This is a genomic window from Algibacter miyuki, assembly GCF_030409805.1.
In the GTDB taxonomy this organism is placed as follows: domain Bacteria; phylum Bacteroidota; class Bacteroidia; order Flavobacteriales; family Flavobacteriaceae; genus Algibacter; species Algibacter miyuki.
The window spans coordinates 972,282-991,538 of sequence record NZ_JAUFQP010000007.1 but is presented as its reverse complement, the minus strand read 5'-3'; the positions used below and the strand labels follow the sequence as shown (position 1 = coordinate 991,538).

The window sequence follows — 19,257 nt, the reverse complement described above, 5'->3', positions numbered from 1 at the left end:
ATGTATTAGAATTTAATATTTAACCCAACAGCTGTTGTAAATGGTAACGGGTAGCTAACATTATTAACACCTAATTCAGGATCCCATCCATATTCATGAACAGGGCTATTTGTCCAAACAACTCCAACATTCTCCATAGAGACATACAAATTCATACTCTTAATAAAACCTATTTTATCAAGTACATCTTGACCAAAATCATAATTAAGGGTAACGTTTTGCAATTTGATAAACTCGGCATCTACTACAAAATAATCTACGGCTGTGTTATAATTTTCGTTAGACAAATCAGTAGGTCTAGGCAATAAAGGGCTCGTGTTTGTTTCAGACCAAACATCTGTTTGGTAAGAGAATGGCACACTACCACCAAGGAAAGGATCGGCTACACTTGATGAGTTCCAAAATTGATTATTATCAAGTGATCCATAAAAACGAGCCGATAATGATAAGCTTTTATACGAAACACCGAAGTTGAATCCAACGTTTAAGTTTCGGTCACTATTGTCTTCTATAACAACGCGATCATCACTATTAATGATTCCATCGGCAGCATCCATAACACCATCATCGTTAGTATCAATAGTTAATTGGTCTACGTATCTAAATCCGCCAATGTACGCACCACCAACATTACTGTCTTGATTTACAGTATTATTATCAACATCTGCTTGAGTTTCAAAGAATCCGTCAACTTTGTACCCAAAACTTTGATTAACACTTTGACCTACTTGAAAGTTTGGCTGAGTAGATCCTCCTTGAATACGAGTAATTTCGTTATCATAATTAGATAAATTAGCCGATACGTTGTATTTAAAATCGCCAATAACATTTTTATGTGTTACCTTAAAATCCCATCCCCAACTCTTCACATCATAAGGGTTTCCTTGGGCATCTCCAAAACCATATTCATAAGCCGTTGCAGCTATTTCATCTAAAATATCTGTACGGTTATTAATAAAATAATCGGCTTCAAATTGTAGTTTTCTATTAAATAAAGCAGCATCTAAACCAACATTAAATATGGTTGAAGTTTCCCAAATTAAATCGGGATTAACAAAACTACTTACACCAAGTCTACCTGCAGATAAACCGCCCAATGGGTATCCAGTAGCATCATATCCTACTAATTGTTGAGTTACAGAACCTAAAGTTCCGTCCGACCCAGCACTACCGTAAGACGCTCTAAGTTTCAATAAAGAAATAGCGTCAACATTTTTTAAGAATTTTTCTTTTGATGCTACCCAACCAATTGCTGCAGAAGGGAAAAAGCCCCATCTATTATTTTCAGTAAAATAAGATGAACCATCTCTTCTGAAAGCTGCTTCAAATAAATACTTATCATCAAAGCTATAATTTAGTCGTCCTATATAAGATAGCGTAGTAGCATTTCCATTTCTTAACTCAGAATTACCAAGATTATTTGCAGAATAAGTAGTACCATTGACAGAAATATTATTAGCGTCATTGGCTTCTTGTCCTTGAGTTAAAGCGATAATGTTATCGAATAAAAAACCTGTTCTACTAGCCGCTACGGCTTCAGCCTCTCCACTTTCAGTCTGCATTGCTAAAAATCCCTTTGCATAATGTTTTCCTTTTTCAAACTCGTACGTGATAGATGATAAAGATCTTAAATTATGTGATTTTGACGCTGCAACCTCTAATGTTCTTAAATCTGTTGAAGTTGGAAAAATTGTTCTATTATCTGGATTTGTATAAGAATCTGGATCGGTATAATCAAGACCTACAGATTCAAATGGCGAAGACCACTCTCTTCCATATATATTCGTTTTAACTACAGAAACACGTTCTTCAATTGACAACCCTTTTACAGGCGTTATTTTCGCGTATAACTGTACATTTATTCGGTCTAAATCAAATTCACCAAAACTCCCTGAAGAAGCGCTAGCCACTGTATTAGATCCATCGGCAGTACCATTACTTACCCATTGCCCATCTTCTGTTTTAACAGGATAGAAAGGTAAACCTCTAGCATTATTACCTCCAACAACAGTTATAGACTTGTCGGTTCTATTACTAATTAATGCATTTGCTCCTACATTCAACCAATCGTTAATATCTGTATCAATTTTTAACCTTAAGTTAAATCTTTCAAATTTATCCTCTCCAAATGCCAAGCCTTCTTGAGAAAGATAACTTGAAGACATTAAAAAGCCAGTATTTTCCGAACCACCACTAAGCGTTATATTATGCGATTGTTGCGCTGCTGTACTTTGAAAAGTTTCTTCTATCCAGTTTGTATTAGGATAAAAGCCACTAGCTGCTAAATCTAACACTGATTGAGGTACCGGAAGCTCTGAAGCTACAGTAGCAGGATCTCCATCATTTTCAAAAATGGTATTTTGGTTTGCTATAACTGAATTTTGAAAATCAAAATACTCCGAAGTGTTTAATGTTTGTTGCAATCTTGGTGTAGATTGTAAAGAGAAGCTCGTATTATAACTTACCGTTGTTTTTTCATTTCTCTTGGCTCTTTTTGTTGTTACTAATAACACACCATTTGCTCCACGCGCACCATAAACAGCTACTGCAGAGGCATCTTTTAAAACAGACACACTTTCAATATTTTGAGGATCAATATCAGATAAAGAACCTTCAAAATTATCAATAATAATTAATACATCATCAGCATCTCCAATAGTACTTGTTCCTCTAATTTGAATACTTGGCACAGCACCAGGCGAACCGCCGTTGTTACTCATTACCAAACCAGGAACAGCACCTATAAGTGCAGAGTACCCATTAGTTACAGGTCTTTGTTCTACATTTAATTCTTTAGATGTTACTTGAGAAACCGAACTAACTACTTTACTAGATTTTTGAGAACCAAAACCTACCACAACAACTTCATCCAGTTGCGAGATGTCTTCTTCTAAACTAATATTAATAGTGGTTTGGTTGCCTACAGAAACTTCTTTTGTTTTAAACCCCATAAAAGAAGCGACCAACACAGCATTTGAATTTGATAAAGAAAGTTTATAAACGCCATCAAAGTCTGTTTGTGCACCATTTGAAGTGCCTTTTACTACAACATTAACTCCAGGAATGGGCTGACCGTTAACATCTGTAATAACTCCACTTACTTGTTGTTGGAAATAGCTCGTCGTGTTTTTTAATTCTACACTAACAGGTTCCAAACCATAACTGGCAGAAACACACGAAAAAACCAAAACACAAAAGAAGAAACTTAAGTGCTCTTTTTTTCGATACAAAGCGAAATTTTTTAATTTAATTTTCATAGAAATTCGAGTTTTTAATAAAATATTAAGATGTAATATTCTCTTTTATTTTAACGCAAAAATATCCATTTTTATTCCATCTAGAATTAGCTAAATAGAATAGTTTTAAGATTAAAATGTGTTAAAATTCAGATTAAGAATGTAATAAATTTAGAGGTTATTAAAACCCCTAGGGTAACTATTTCGACCAATAACCTCTAGCCCTCGACAAATAATTAAAACACCACTAAAAACGGCTTATCCCGAGGTAAACACTAATTTAAATTGTCTTTATTGTCTTACAAAAATGATATCACTTCTAAAACCAATTATGCAAACATCACATAACCGCTCCTCTATTTAAACCAGTTAACACAACATCTCACAGCCAACCTGTAAACTAGCAATTAGATTCAAAAAACAAAAACCAAGAAAAAGAAACCCACTTTTATCTAAAACCTGAAGTTACTGGTCGAAATTTTAACCTCTAAAAAATAGATTACCATATATTTATGTTTTGCAAAAATATTAATCCGCATCATAAATAAGACGAATATACCCCCCTAAATTGTTCGGTTTATTTTGTTATTTTATGGATTAAAAAAATTTCTCAATAATCTTAATTTTCATTTTAAAAATGATTTATAATACTATAGGTATGAAAAAGATTTTTTTAGCAGGTTTGGTCTGTTTCTCTGTATTAGTTTCATGTTCTAAAAAAGAACTACTAAAAGGCGACCTTGATATTATTCCGTTACCTGCCGAACTCGTTGCTGGCGATGGACACTTTATAATTAATGAATCCACCACCATTTCGGTTAATACAGAAGAAGAGCAAGCCATAGCTACACGATTTTTCGAGAAATTTAAAACAGCAACCGGCTGGCTTCCGGAAATTGGAATAAATAAAGCAAATGCCGATATTGTTTTTTCAGCAGATACTACATTAGAAAATGAAGCTTACGAGCTTGAAGTAACACCAAAAAACATTCTTATTACATCGGGTTCTGGCGCTGGTTTTTTCTATGCCATGGAAACTATTGGACAACTATTACCAACCACTATTTTTTCTAAAAAAGAACAAACCAATACCATTTGGGGCATTCCAGCAGTACGCATTGCAGACAAACCTGCTTTTGGATGGCGTGGTTACATGCTAGATGTCTCTCGTCATTTTTTCACTAAAGAAGAAGTAAAAGACGCTATCGATTTTATGGCTGAAGTAAAACTGAACCGTTTTCACTGGCATTTATCCGACGATAACGGATGGCGTATAGAAATTAAAAAATACCCTAAACTAACCGAAGTTGGCGCATGGCGTGTAAATCATAACGATAAAGACGAAAACACATCAAACTGGTGGGGACGTCCAACACAACAACCAGGAGAAGAAGCAACTTACGGCGGTTTTTACACCCAAGAAGACATTAAAGAAATTGTAGCTTACGCTAAAGCACGATATGTTGAAATTATTCCTGAAATAGATATGCCTGGCCATTCTTTAGCCGCTATTGCATCTTATCCAGAAATCTCATGTTCTACAGGCCCTTTCTACGTTGGCACCGGAGGCGTGGTTAGAAACAACACGTATTGCCCGGGAAAAGAAGTCACCTTTGAGTTTGTTGAAAATGTTTTAGGTGAAGTTATGGATTTATTCCCTTTTGATTATATGCATATTGGTGGAGACGAGTGCAATAAAGAAGCTTGGGAAGTTGATCCAGATTGCCAACTCCGCATGAAAGAAGAAAACCTCGCCGATACCCACGAGCTACAAAGTTATTTTGTAAAACGTGTAGAAAAAATAGTTAATGCCCATGGCAAAAACATGATTGGTTGGGACGAAATTCTAGAAGGTGGTTTAGCACCAAATGCTACAGTAATGTCTTGGCGCGGCGAAAAAGGCGGCATTGCAGCAGCTAGACAAGGGAACGATGTTATTATGACGCCATCAAGATATTGCTATTTCGATTTAAAACAAGGTGACGATGACTTGGAACCGAACTTAGGTTACGCATACTCTTTCTTGAAAGACACATACAACTACAAAATTATTTCCGATAGTTTAACCACCGAGCAAGGCAAACATGTTTTAGGTCTTCAAGGTAACTTATGGACAGAATCGCTTAGAAACTGGAGCCAAATTACCTACATGACATTTCCGCGTTTATACGCTGTAGCGGAAAATGGCTGGACTAAGCAAAACGATAAAGATTGGGATGGTTTTACAAATCGATTAATAAATCAATTTAAACGTTTAGAGCTAAAAGGCGAGCGCTACGCCACTAGTGCTTTCAACGCTAGAATTTACCATACCGGACAACAAGATGGTAGCATAGAAATTGCTCTAAAAACCGAAGTTAACGGCATGGATATTTACTACACCTTAGACGGTAGCGAACCATCATTAACATCAACAAAATACGAAAAACCTTTTTTCATTAAAAACACAACAACCTTAAAAGCAACTTCTTTTAAAAACGATGAACAAATAGGTAATATTTCAGAAAAAACTTTTCCTATTCATAAAGCAGTTGGCGCCACTGTTGTTTATCATTCACCTAAAATTACTGATACCAAAGAAATAAACAAGCTTGTAGATTTAAACTTCGGAAAATTAAACCGAGGCGATCGTAACTGGCAAAATATAAAAGGCGACTTAGAAGTGGATTTAACTTTTACAGAAGCTAAAACTATTGAATCAATAGAAGTTACCAGCCTACGTTTTACCAACTCTAGCGTTTATGTGCCTGAATATATCGAGATTTACGGATCAGAAGACGGAAAAAATTTCACCAAACTTGGCGAAATTAAACAACTAGAAGTCAGCCATACCCAAGGTAGAAATAAAGTAAAATCAACTATCAATTTCAATAAAACAACTGTAAAAGCTATAAAAGTAAAAGCGAAAAGTGTGAATCCAATTCCGGAAAATCACCGTCGCGCAGGAAACGCGTCGCTTATTCTAATAGACGAACTTATTGTTTTTTAAAAAATTAAAACCAACAAACACACTCAACATGAAAAACGTACTACTAATTGCGCTGTGCATCATTGTTTCAGCCTGCTCAAACAAATACGCAAAGGTTATTAACACCCAAGCAGATTATCAAATTATTCCAAAACCTACCTCTTTAAAAATGTCCGAAGGTCGCTTTTTATTAAATGAAGATACCCAAGTTACTGCCGCAAGCACATTAGCTAACGAAGGGGAATATCTTTCTGAAATGCTAAGTACCGTTTCTGGTAAAACCATTCCATTCTTAGAAGAAGCACAAGGAAACATTCTATTAAAACTAGATGAAACCATTGAAAACAATGAAGGTTACACGCTTTCAGTAAGCTATAACCAAATCACCATTACTGGAAAAACCAGTGCAGGCGTATTTTATGGCATACAAACCTTAAGCCAATTAATACCTTTACCTGCTGCAGTTGGCGACACTCAAACAGAGATTTCAATTCCAGCAACAACCATTACCGATAGCCCTAAATTTGTTTATCGTGGTATGCACTTAGACGTAGCCCGTCACTTTTTCCCGGTAGATTTCGTGAAAAAGTACATCGATATCCTGGCTATGCACAAAATGAACACCTTCCACTGGCATTTAACCGAAGACCAAGGATGGCGTATTGAGATTAAAAAATACCCAAAGTTAACTTCTATTGGTAGTATTAGAAAAGAAACCATTGTTGGTCATGGTAACACATGGAACAAACCAGAAGTAGAATATGATGGTAAACCTTACGGTGGTTTTTACACCCAAGAAGATATTAAAGAGGTTGTCGCTTACGCGGAAACAAGACACATTACTATCATTCCAGAAATTGAATTACCTGGTCATTCTTTAGCTGCCATTACTGCTTATCCAGAACTTGGAAACACAGGTGAACAATACGAAGTTGGAACACGATGGGGCGTGTTTCCTGAAATTTATGCTCCTAGCGAAAAAACATTCGAGTTTTTAGAAGATGTTTTAACTGAGGTTATTGCGCTATTCCCAAGTAAATTAATCCATATTGGTGGCGATGAAGCGCCGAAGAAACAATGGGAAGAAAGCAAACTAGCTCAAGATATTATTAAAAGAGAAGGTTTAAAAGACGAACACGAATTACAGAGTTATTTTATTAGACGTATTGAAAAATTCTTAAACTCTAAAGGCCGCAACATTATTGGTTGGGACGAAATTTTAGAAGGTGGTTTAGCACCAAACGCAACCGTAATGTCTTGGCGTGGTGAAAAAGGTGGTATTGAAGCTGCTAAAATGCATCATAATGTAGTAATGACACCGACACGCTATTGCTACTTCGATTTCTATCAAACGAAAGATAGAACCAACGAGCCACTTGCTATTGGCGGAAACACTTCCGTAGAACAAGTTTATAGCTACAACCCATTGCCTAAAGAATTAACTAAAGAAGAACAAAAATACATTTTAGGAGCGCAAGCCAATGTATGGACAGAATATATAAAAACACCAGAACATGTAGAATATATGGTGCTACCAAGATTAACAGCACTATCTGAAGTGGTGTGGTCTAACTATGAGACTAAAGACTGGGCTGATTTTCAATCACGCTTAAAACATCTAGCAAAAAGATACGATGCTTTAGGATTTAATTACGCCAAACACAGCATACAACCTGATACTGAAAAATAATCACATGCAGTAAAACTATGCAACTCACCTGATTTTTTTGTCTATAACCTGAAGTTACTGGTCGAAATTTTAGGGTGTTACTGCAAGAAAAAAATAACTTTGGATCACTAAGTATAAATTACATGTTATATGCAAACAGAACTAATTAAATACAAAGAAGCCGGTAAATTCGAAGAAACACGTTTCGAGAAAATCCATAACGTTATTTTCGAATCGTCGCAAGAAGCATCTATTATAGTTGCTCAAGAAATTGCTTCTTTAATAAAAGAAAAAAGCGCTCAAAACAAGCCTTGCGTATTAGGTTTAGCAACAGGATCTTCTCCTATAAAAGTTTACGAAGAACTTGTAAGAATGCACAAAGAAGATGGCCTTAGTTTTGCTAATGTAGTATCTTTTAACCTAGATGAGTATTACCCAATGGGTAAAACTAACATACAGAGTTACTACTATTTTATGCATGAGCATTTATTCAATCATGTTGATATTCTTCCTGAAAACGTTAACGTGCCAAATGGTACCGTAAGCCCAGAAGAATTACATCAATATTGTATTGATTACGAAAACAAAATAAAAAATCTTGGCGGTTTAGACTTCCAATTATTAGGAATAGGCCGAACTGGTCATGTTGGTTTTAACGAACCTGGATCGCACATTAACTCGGGTACTAGAAGTATTATTTTAGACCATATTACTAGAGCCGATGCTGCACCTTCTTTTTTAGGTATAGAAAATGTACCTAGAAAAGCCATCACTATGGGTGTTGGTACCGTTAGAAGCGCCAAAAGGATTGTATTATTAGGTTGGGGTTTAAACAAAGCTAGCGTACTTAAAAAAACCATAGAAGGTGAAATCACATCGCAAGTTCCTGCAACCTATTTACAAGACCACGACAACACCACATTTGTTTTAGACCAAGGTGCATCTGCCGAGCTAACACGTGTAAAAACACCTTGGCTTGTTGCAAATTGTAAATGGACAAAAGAATTACAATTACAAGCTGTTGTTTGGTTAAGTGAATTAACAAATAAACCATTCCTTAAACTAACCGATAAAGATTATAACGATAACGGCATGTCCGATTTATTGGCTGAGGAAGGTTCTGCATACGATTTAAACATAAAAATGTTTAATAAAATGCAAAAAACAATCACCGGATGGCCTGGAGGAAAACCGAATGCGGACGATTCTAGCCGACCTGAAAGAGCTACACCAGAGAAAAAACGTGTAATTATTTTTAGTCCACATCCAGATGATGATGTAATCTCTATGGGAGGTACTTTCGATAGACTGGTACAACAAGGTCACGATGTGCATATTGCTTACCAAACATCTGGAAACATTGCTGTTTCTGATGATGAAGCTTTAAAATTTGCTGAAATCGCTAAAGGCTTCGACTTAAATACGAAAGAGCCTAACGATATTATCGATTACCTAAACAATAAAACAGGTGATGAAATTGATTCGCTTGAAGTTAGAAAATTAAAAGCCCGTATTAGAAGAAGTGAATCTTTAGGAGCAACACGTTATTTTGGATTAGATGATGACCATGTTCACTTTTTAGATCTTCCGTTTTACGAAACTGGAACTATTAAAAAGAACAACTTATCGCAACCTGATATCGATATTATGTGTCAGTTAATTTCGGATATTAAACCACATCAAATCTATGCTGCAGGCGATTTAGCCGATCCGCATGGTACACACAAAGTGTGTTTAGACTCTCTTTTTATAGCTTTAGAAACGCTTAAAAAAGAAGACTACATGGATGATTGCTGGGTTTGGTTATACCGTGGTGCATGGCACGAATGGGAATCGTACGAAATTGAAATGGCAGTTCCAATGAGCCCTGATCAAGTTTTAAGAAAAAGGCATGCTATTTTCTATCATCAATCTCAAAAAGATGGTGTGATGTTTCAAGGAGACGACAACCGAGAATTTTGGGTACGTGTTGAGGACAGAAATAGACTTACCGCAAAAAAATACAATGATTTAGGCCTTGCTGATTATGCAGCAATTGAAGCCTTTAAACGCTATCATTTCTAGGATTTTATTAATAGCAAGTAAATTTGGGTCTTATATAGAGGAGTTTAATATTTTTTGTTTAACTTCTTCAATATAAGACCTTCCTATTACATACCTTAGCCCTTCTATTTCTACACTGTTACCTTCTACAGCATCAATTTTATCTAGAGCCACCGTGTAAGAGCGATGGATGCGAAGAAAATCGTTCCCGGGCAACAAATTAGTAAAATCTGATAAGGTACTATGGATGATATATTTCCCCGTAAGGGTATTTATTTTTAGATAATCTTTCAAAGATTCTACCGTTAAAATTTCATCTAAAAAAATCTTTTTCATTTTCTTTTTATCAATCTTAACAAAAAGGTAAGGCCTATCCTTAGAGGTGTCCTGAAATACCTTGTTATTTTCTAAACGTCTGTTTACTTTATTTAAGGCTTTCATAAACCTTGGAAACTCAATGGGTTTAATTAAATAATCCAACACATCTAATTCGTAGGTTTCTACAGCAAACTCATCATAAGCACTTGTGATAATTAAAAGTGGCGGATTCTCTAAACTCTTAATAAAATTAAGTCCGTCGAGCACAGGCATGTTTATGTCTAAAAATATCACATCTACCGTGTTGCTTTTCAAAAAATTTAACCCGTCAATAGCATTGCTAAACGTGTTAATTAATTCAAAATCTTCAATTTGCTCTAAGTAATTTTTAATAACATTAATAGCAAGCGGCTCGTCGTCAATTATCAAACATTTTACCTTCATGAGTTTGTATTATTTTGTTATGATACTTTAATTTTTAGTTTAACAACAAACATGTTATCATCACTATTAATTTCCAATTTGTAGTCGTGTTTTTCGTAACCTAAAGCCAGTCTTTTTTTCACGTTTTCCAATCCAATCCCACTCGATTCGTCAAACGTTTCCTTATGCGTTGTAATTACAGGCATCGGGTTAGAAATTCTAAAATACAGAAAATCTTCTTTAATAGATAAATCTATCTCAATTTTAACTTCTCCAATATTCTTATGAACCCCGTGTTTAAAAGCATTTTCAATGAATGAAAGCAGTATAATAGGCGCAATTTCCTTATCGGAAATATCACCTGAAATAGACATATCTATCTCTAATTCATCATTATGCCGAACCCGTTCGAGATCTAAATAATTTTGAATACATAAAATTTCGGCTTCTAAAGATTGGCGTTTATTTTTTGTTTCATAAAGTAAATAACGCATCAACTCGGCCAACTTCAGAATAATTTTAGGCGTTTTTTTCGATTTCTCAACCGATAATGAGTAGATATTATTCAAAGTATTAAAGAAAAAATGCGGCGAAATTTGCGTTTTCAGAAACAATAATTCGGTTTCTAGTTGTGTTTTTTCTAAATCGGCAACACGTTTATGTTCTTCTAAAAAATCTAAGGTAACTTTAATAGCCGTTACAAAAGTAACCACGTACAATTCGCCAAACATCATATCAATAATATAATTTAACGACAACTCATTGATGGTCTCCGGGCCTTCTGGCCAAACACTTTGACTTACCAGAAAATAGGTTAAATTAAACTTTACAAACACCATGGTAAAAATGGCGGTTAGCATTAAAAATATATATAAAACATACTTCTTCTTAAAGGCAAACAGCGGCATTAATACATAAATATTGAGATAACACAATATCATATGAATTGGAAAACCTAAAGTATTTGTTTTTATTGAATACCAGTACGGAAATTCTAAAACGCCTTCAAAAGAGACATCGCTAAAGTAACTCCCCCATCTTAAAGTGTTTAACGAAAAATAAACCAGCCAAAAAAGAATATGATGTCTGAGAGATACTTTGTAGGGATGATTTGATATAAATTTCACGTGCGCGTTAGAGAATTAATGGTTTTTTTTTGATGTTTACCTGAGTTAATACGTTGTCCGTCTAAATTACTTTTAATATTCGCTAAATTTATGAAAATTTAATAATTAAACTGCTTAAATCGTTTTATGAAAAACTTTACCCTCCTTTTTTCAGCGCTACTTTTTATTACAAGTTGCAATCAAAATTTAGAAAAAAAGTCTCCTAAAAAAGATTCTATAATTAAACATGTAGACCCTTTTATTGGCACAGGCGGTCACGGTCACACTTACCCAGGCGCCACGGTACCTTTCGGCATGTTACAAGTGAGCCCCGTAAACGGAAAAAGCAGCTGGGACTGGTGTTCTGGTTATCATTACTCCGATTCTATCGCTGTTGGTTTTAGCCATTTAAGCTTAAGCGGTACAGGCATTGGCGATTTAGCCGATATTTTATTTATGCCCGTAAATAAAACCGTAGACATCACTAACACACCACAATCGCGCGATTCGTTAAGTTATAAGTCGACTTACAGCCATAACAACGAAAAAGCAACGCCAGGTTATTATCAAGTTTTTCTTGAAGACCACGATATTAATGTAGAATTAACAACATCGCTACGTACAGCGTACCACAAATACACCTTTAAACCTGACGATACACAAACCGTAGTTGTAAATCTAGGGTTTGCTATCAACTGGGACAAAGCCACAGAAACCTCTATAAACATTGAAGACAAATATACCATAAGCGGTTACCGTTACAGTACAGGTTGGGCTAGAAACCAAAAAGTGTTTTTTGTTGCTAAATTCTCTAAACCCATTACAAAACAGACTTTAGTTTCAGATAAAGAAACTATTGAAAACAACGTTGTCACAGGAACACAAACCGCAACACAACTATTCTTTAAAGCAGATGACAACAATGAATTACTTGCTAAAGTAGCTTTATCATCGGTAAGTATAGACAATGCAAAAGATAATTTAGAAGCTGATGGTTTTAATTTTGAAACCGTTAAAAAACAGGCAGAATCTACCTGGGAAACTGCACTTTCTAAAATAGAAGTAGATACCGAAATAGATTCTTTAAAAACTATTTTCTATACCGCGATGTATCATGCACAATTAGCGCCTGTTACCTTCAGCGATAAAAATGGTCAATTTAGAAAAGAGAACGATAGTGTTGAAACTGCCTCAAATTACACAGCGTATTCCACGCTCTCACTTTGGGATACGTTTAGGGCAGAACATCCTTTACTGACTTTAATTGCACCAGATAAAGTTTCAGATATCACAAACACCATGTTAGCGTATTACGAAACTAAACAGATTCTTCCGGTTTGGACGCTTTACGGCAACGAAACTAATACCATGACGGGCTACCACTCTATTCCTGTTATTGTTGAAGCATACTTAAAAGGCATTCGAGGTTTTGATGCTGAAAAAGCATACGACGCCATGAAAACCACCATGATGCAAGATGAACGTGGTTTGAAATTCTATAAAGAATATGGCTACATTCCTTATAACTTATTAGATGAATCGGTTACTATAACGCTTGAATATGCTTATGATGATTGGTGCGTGGCACAAATGGCAAAAGCTTTAGGAAAAACAGAAGATTACAATTATTTCTCAAAGCGCTCAGAAGCTTACAAATTTTTATTTGATAATGAATCGGGCTTTATGAGAGGAAAATCTGAAAATGGAAAATCTTGGAATACCCCTTTCGACCCTAAATATTCTAATCACAGAGAACATACCGATTATACCGAAGGTAATGCTTGGCAACACAGTTGGTTTGTACCACACAACGTAGAAAACTTTATCGAACTACACGGTAGTAATGATATATTCACCGATCGTTTAGAACAATTATTTACCGAAAGTTCTGAAATAACAGGAAGCAATACTTCTGCTGATATCTCTGGTTTAATTGGGCAATATGCTCATGGAAACGAACCAAGCCATCATATCGCTTACATGTTTAATCACGCCGATAAACCTTGGCGTACACAATATTGGTCGCGCTATATTTTAGACACCCAATACAACACCACACCTAACGGATTAAGTGGTAATGAAGATTGCGGACAAATGAGTGCTTGGTATGCTTTAAGTTCTATTGGCTTATACCCAATGAATCCAGCATCTACCGAATACGAAATTGGCAGTCCCATTTTTGACAAAGCATCCATTAATATTTCAGAAGGTAAAAGCTTCACTATTGAAGCGGAACACGTTTCATCAGAAAACATTTACATACAATCTGCCACACTTAATGGCAACCCTTTCAATCAGTCTTTTATTTCTCATAAAACCATTTTAGAAGGTGGAACACTTCATTTCATCATGGGAAATACACCAAATAAATCATGGGGAATTAACAAAAACAGCAAAAACTAATGCACAATATAGATGTAATTATAATTGTACTCTATATCCTATTAACCCTCGGTGTTGGTATTTGGATATCTAAACGTGCATCAAAAGGGTTAGACTCTTATTTTTTAGGAGGAAAAAGTATAAAATGGTACTATCTAGGACTTAGCAATGGCTCCGGAATGTTCGATGTTTCAGGTACCGCCTGGATGGTTGGCCTCCTCTTTTTATATGGCGCCAAAAGTTTTATGTTTATGTGGATGTGGCCGATATGGAATCAAATTTTCATCATGGTTTTCCTAGCTGTTTGGATTAGACGTTCAAACATCATGACAGGTTCCGAATGGATTTTAACACGTTTTGGAGATGATAGAGCTGGCCGAGCTTCACACCTAATTGTGGCTATATTTGCTATTGTAGCTTCCGTAGGTTTTATAGCTTACTTCTTTGAAGGTGTTGGTAAATTTATGTCGGTTATTTTACCATGGGATATTCCTTTAATCATAAATGATGCTGTACTCCTTACCTCAAGTCAGAGTTATGCATTAATCATTATATTTCTAACCACCATTTACACCATTAAAGGTGGTATGTTTTCCGTAGTTGCTACCGAAGTTTTACAATACGGCATCATGGTTTTATCAGGTATATTAATTGCTATTTATGCTTTCGTTTCAGTATCCGATGTGGAAATAAATAATATCATTTCTACAGAATGGAGTACTATTTTCTTCGGAAATTCTATTGAAGGTTCTTGGACCGGAAAACTCACCGCATTTAATAATTTGGTAGACACACAAGGTTACAAAATGTTCGGTGCTTTTATAGGCATGTGCTTGTTTAAAGGCTTTTTTGCAAGTATTGCAGGTCCAACACCAAGTTACGATATGCAACGTATTCTATCGACACGCTCGGTAAAAGAAGCCGCTTACATGAGTGGTTTTACAAACCTTATTTTATTTATTCCTCGCTATTTACTTATTGCAGGTATTGTTGTTTTAGCTTTAGTATACTTAGCGCCATCTTTGGCCGCTTCACCTACACTAAGCTTAGACGATTTAGAAATTATATTACCTACCGTAATTAATAACCACGTTCCTGTTGGAATTAAAGGTTTATTGCTTGCTGGGCTTTTAGCGGCGTTTATGTCAACTTTTTCAGCCTTTGTAAATTCCGGACCGGCTTATGTTGTTAACGATATTTACAAAAAATACGTGAAACCAGAAGCCGAACCATCACATTATATAAAAGCCAGTCATATCACCTCTTTTGCTATTGTTATTCTTGGTGTTACTATGGGCTTTTTCGCCGAATCTATTAACGCAATAACCTTATGGATTACTAGTGCGCTTTATGGCGGTTATGTGGCATCGAATTTCTTAAAATGGATTTGGTGGCGTTTTAATGGTTGGGGCTACTTTTGGGGTATGACTTCTGGCTTAATTATTGCGACTGTTCAGTTTTTATTAGACATGAATAAATCGAATTTCGAAGTTGGTTCTTGGCTATACCATTGCGCTCACATTGACGTGATTTACATATTTCCAATTATATTCGCCGTGTCGTTATTGGGGTCTTTTTTAGGTACTTATTTAACAGCGCCAACCAATATGGAAACCTTAAAAGCGTTCTACAACAACGTGCGTCCATGGGGCTGGTGGCATCCGGTTTATAAAGCATTAAAAATAGACGAACCTGAGGTGACTAAAAACACAGATTTTAAGGCAGATATGTTAAATTGTCTAGTGGGTATTATTTGGCAATCGAGTATGGTTTTACTGCCAATTTACTTTATGATTAGAGATTACCCTAAAAGTTTAATAGCATTGCTTATTTTTATAATCACATCGGTTATTTTAAAATTTACATGGTTAGATAAAGTCCGTCAAATTCCTGACACCGAAGATTTACCTAACGAATAACAATTAACTCAAAAGTTGAAAAGAATGAAACAAATCCCTTGGCAAGAAAAACCTAGTCATTGTAATGATGTTATGTGGCGTTATAGCGAAAACCCTATTATAGATAGGTATGCCATTCCATCATCTAATAGTATTTTTAATAGTGCCGTTGTGCCTTTTGAAGATGGTTTTGCTGGTGTTTTCCGTTGTGATAACAAAGCAGTACAAATGAATATTTTTGCTGGTTTCAGTAAAGACGGCATCAATTGGGATATCGAACACGAGCCTATTAAAATGCAAGCCGGAAATACCGAAATGATAGATTCTGATTATAAATACGACCCGCGTGTTGTTTTTATTGAAGATCGTTATTGGATTACTTGGTGTAATGGTTATAATGGCCCAACCATCGGTATTGGATATACTTTCGATTTTAAAGAGTTTTTTCAATGTGAAAACGCATTTTTACCTTTCAACAGAAATGGTGTTTTGTTTCCGAAGAAAATAAACGGGAAATTTGCGATGTTAAGCAGACCAAGTGATAATGGCCACACGCCTTTTGGTGATATTTATATCAGTTACAGTCCAGACATGAAATATTGGGGCGAACACCGTTGTGTTATGAAAGCCACAAACTTTGAAGATAGCGCATGGCAATGTACCAAAATTGGTGCTGGCCCAATCCCTATTTTAACCGATGAAGGTTGGCTTATGCTTTACCATGGTGTTATAAATACCTGTAACGGATTTAGATATGCTATGGGTTCTGCGCTTTTAGAAGAAGATGCTCCTGACCAAGTTAAATACAGAACACAACCTTATTTATTAGGTCCTGCGGAAATTTACGAGCAAGTGGGCGATGTACCAAATGTGGTATTCCCATGTGCGGCATTACATGATACTGAAGAAGATAAATTGGCCGTATATTATGGCGCTGCCGATACTGTGGTTGCTTTAGCTTTTGGAAAATTAAGCGAAGTGGTAGAATTCACAAAAAACAATAGTTTATAAAACGATACAGATGAAGTTGAAGGTCACATTTTTATGGTTATTAAGTTGTAGTATTTCGGTTTTAAGTTATGCTCAGGAAGCAACTACCATTATTCCCGAAACGTATACCGCTTATAAAACTTCGGAAGTTATAACTATTGACGGTGAATTTAACGAAGATGCTTGGAGCAAAGTCGCTTGGACCAACCCGTTTATTGATATTGAAGGCAAAAAACAACCGAAGTATAAAACAGAAGTTAAAATGCTTTGGGATGATACTTATTTTTATGTTTTAGCCAAAATGGACGAGCCACATGTTTGGGGCGATATCACGAAGCGCGATGCCATTATTTTTCATAATAATGACTTTGAAATTTTTGTAGATCCAACCGGAGATACGCATAATTACTACGAGCTTGAGATAAACGCACTAAACACCGCTTGGGATTTATTTGTAAGCAAACCTTACAGAAACAACAACGTGGTGCTAAACGACTGGAATATAACCGGATTAAAATCAGCTGTAAAAGTTAACGGTACCATCAATAACCCGAACGATATCGACAAAGGTTGGGTTCTAGAAGTCGCTATTCCTTGGGCAGCTTATAAAACAGGTTACTTTCATAAAAATGTACCTACCGATCAATTTTGGCGTGTTAATTTTTCTAGAGTCAATTGGGATCATCAAATTACCAATGGCAAATACGAAAGAAAAAAAGACGCTAACGGCAAATTGTTACACGAATACAACTGGGTTTGGTCGCCAATGGGTGTTATAAATATGCACGAACCCGAAAAATGGGCTTATGTTTTATTCTCTTCGGAAGCACCAAAATCAGAAAACATATTTATCATTCCTCAAGATGATAAATTAAAATGGGAATTGTATAAACTGTATCGTATACAAACGGCACATTTCAAAAAAAATCAAACCTATTTCACTTCCATAGAAGACTTAACAACTTCAGAAATAAAAATAGACAAAAAATTAATAACACCAACTCTGGAAATGCACAGTACCGGATGGAATATATCAGCTAAAAGTCCGTTCACTAATAAAGTACTCACCGTAACAGCAGATGGTAAATTCATATCAAATTAATAACTCATGAACGTATTAAAAATAGCATTTTTAAGCTTATTATTAAGTGTAGTATCTTGCGATAAAACAGTAAAAACTGAAACCGCAAGCGCAACTAAAACCGCAACTGTTGAAGCGCCAACAAAATTCAAATATTGGAACTGGATTACTGTAGGTCATAAAAAATCAGACTCCGCGTACACGGCACATTTCAACAAATTAAAAAGCAATGGTATCGATGCCGTTTTAATGAATACCAATGCCGATCCAAAATTATTAAAACGCCTTGCGCCACTTGCTAACAAAGCAGGCTTAGAGGTGCACGCATGGATGTTTACTACAAACAGACCAGGTGATTCTATTGCGCAACAACACCCAGAATGGTATATGGTAAGCCGTAGCGGAAAGTCTTGTTTCGACGAGCGCCCTTACGTAAACTACTACCAATGGTTATCGCCAAGTCATCCAGAAGCTAGAAAACACATTTTAAGTTTAGTTGAAGGTTTAGCTAAAGTTGAAGGTGTTGCTAGTATTCACCTAGATTATATCCGTTACCCAGATATTTATTTACCAATTGGTTTACTACCAAAATACGATTTAAAACAAGAAGAAGAATTACCAGATTTCGATTTCGATTATTCTGATGCTAGTGTAGAAAAATTCATGGCAATTCATCATAAAGACCCTCGTAAAATGGAAAACCCTGCTATAGATATTGAGTGGAAAAACTTCCGTTTAAACGAAATTAAATCTTTGGTTAACGAAGCTTATGATTTGGTACACAAACACAATAAAAAATTAAGTGCTGCTGTATTCCCTTATCCTGAAATGGCCGACCATATGGTGCGTCAACGTTGGGACAAATGGAATGTAGATATGGTTTTACCAATGATTTACTATAACTTCTACAACGAAGAATTGGATTGGATTGGTTATGCTACAAAACAAGGTGTTGACGATTTAGAAGGTCGTCCAACCGAATTACACACCGGTTTATACACACCAAAATTAAGTTTACCCGATTTAAAATCGGCTATACAATTAGCGAAAGATAATGGCGCCAATGGTGTTGCTTTTTTCGATGATTATAGCATGTCGGACGAACAGTTTGAAGTTATTAAAAATTCTAAAGAATAAATTATC

General features: G+C 35.6%; 11 protein-coding genes. 8 read left to right on the top strand and 3 right to left on the bottom strand.

Translation table 11 applies throughout. The features are described 5' to 3' along the window. Positions 1-5: 5 nt before the first annotated feature. A complete protein-coding gene (locus QWY92_RS07185) occupies positions 6-3,257 on the bottom strand; it encodes a SusC/RagA family TonB-linked outer membrane protein (RefSeq protein WP_290269759.1) in 3,252 nt (1,083 codons plus the stop codon). A 637-nt stretch (positions 3,258-3,894) separates the two neighbouring features. Between QWY92_RS07185 and QWY92_RS07180 the strand changes: the two genes are divergently transcribed. The 3 genes from QWY92_RS07180 (at position 3,895) to nagB (ending at position 9,937) form a co-directional block, all read left to right on the top strand. Continuing rightward, on the top strand, positions 3,895-6,225 hold the full coding sequence (locus QWY92_RS07180) for a beta-N-acetylhexosaminidase (RefSeq protein ID WP_290269757.1): 2,331 nt from the start codon (positions 3,895-3,897) through the stop codon (positions 6,223-6,225). A 28-nt stretch (positions 6,226-6,253) separates the two neighbouring features. Further along, positions 6,254-7,894, top strand: coding sequence for a beta-N-acetylhexosaminidase (locus QWY92_RS07175; protein WP_290269756.1), 1,641 nt, complete (start codon positions 6,254-6,256; stop codon positions 7,892-7,894). A gap of 129 nt (positions 7,895-8,023) precedes the next feature. Next, positions 8,024-9,937 carry a glucosamine-6-phosphate deaminase gene (gene nagB / locus QWY92_RS07170; protein WP_290269754.1) on the top strand — a complete coding sequence of 638 codons (1,914 nt, stop codon included), beginning with the start codon at positions 8,024-8,026 and terminating at the stop codon, positions 9,935-9,937. Positions 9,938-9,967: 30 nt separating this feature from the next. Here the strand turns inward: nagB and QWY92_RS07165 are convergent, their stop codons facing one another. Continuing rightward, complete coding sequence (locus tag QWY92_RS07165) at positions 9,968-10,678, bottom strand: LytR/AlgR family response regulator transcription factor (RefSeq protein WP_290269752.1); 711 nt, start codon at positions 10,676-10,678, stop codon at positions 9,968-9,970. Between the two features lie 17 nt (positions 10,679-10,695). Continuing rightward, positions 10,696-11,784, bottom strand: a complete 1,089-nt coding sequence (locus tag QWY92_RS07160; RefSeq protein ID WP_290269750.1) for a sensor histidine kinase — start codon at positions 11,782-11,784, stop codon at positions 10,696-10,698. Between the two features lie 126 nt (positions 11,785-11,910). On the opposite strand from QWY92_RS07160, the gene QWY92_RS07155 reads away from it, so the two are divergent. Genes QWY92_RS07155 through QWY92_RS07135 form a run of 5 tightly spaced genes read left to right on the top strand, consistent with a single transcriptional unit; the run spans position 11,911 to position 19,251 of the window. Further along, positions 11,911-14,166: a GH92 family glycosyl hydrolase gene (locus tag QWY92_RS07155; RefSeq protein ID WP_290269748.1), complete on the top strand. Its 2,256-nt coding sequence runs from the start codon at positions 11,911-11,913 to the stop codon at positions 14,164-14,166. Then, entirely contained in the window at positions 14,166-16,064 is a 1,899-nt protein-coding gene (locus tag QWY92_RS07150) for a sodium:solute symporter family protein (RefSeq protein WP_290269746.1), read from the top strand. The genes QWY92_RS07155 and QWY92_RS07150 overlap by 1 nt, the downstream gene beginning before the upstream one ends. 24 nt (positions 16,065-16,088) lie before the next feature. Further along, positions 16,089-17,054, top strand: a complete 966-nt coding sequence (locus QWY92_RS07145) for a glycoside hydrolase family 130 protein (RefSeq protein ID WP_042506104.1) — start codon at positions 16,089-16,091, stop codon at positions 17,052-17,054. Positions 17,055-17,064: 10 nt separating this feature from the next. Further along, a complete protein-coding gene (locus QWY92_RS07140) occupies positions 17,065-18,135 on the top strand; it encodes a carbohydrate-binding family 9-like protein (protein WP_290269740.1) in 1,071 nt (356 codons plus the stop codon). A 6-nt stretch (positions 18,136-18,141) separates the two neighbouring features. After that, entirely contained in the window at positions 18,142-19,251 is a 1,110-nt protein-coding gene (locus tag QWY92_RS07135; RefSeq protein ID WP_290269738.1) for a family 10 glycosylhydrolase, read from the top strand. Positions 19,252-19,257: the final 6 nt, after the last annotated feature.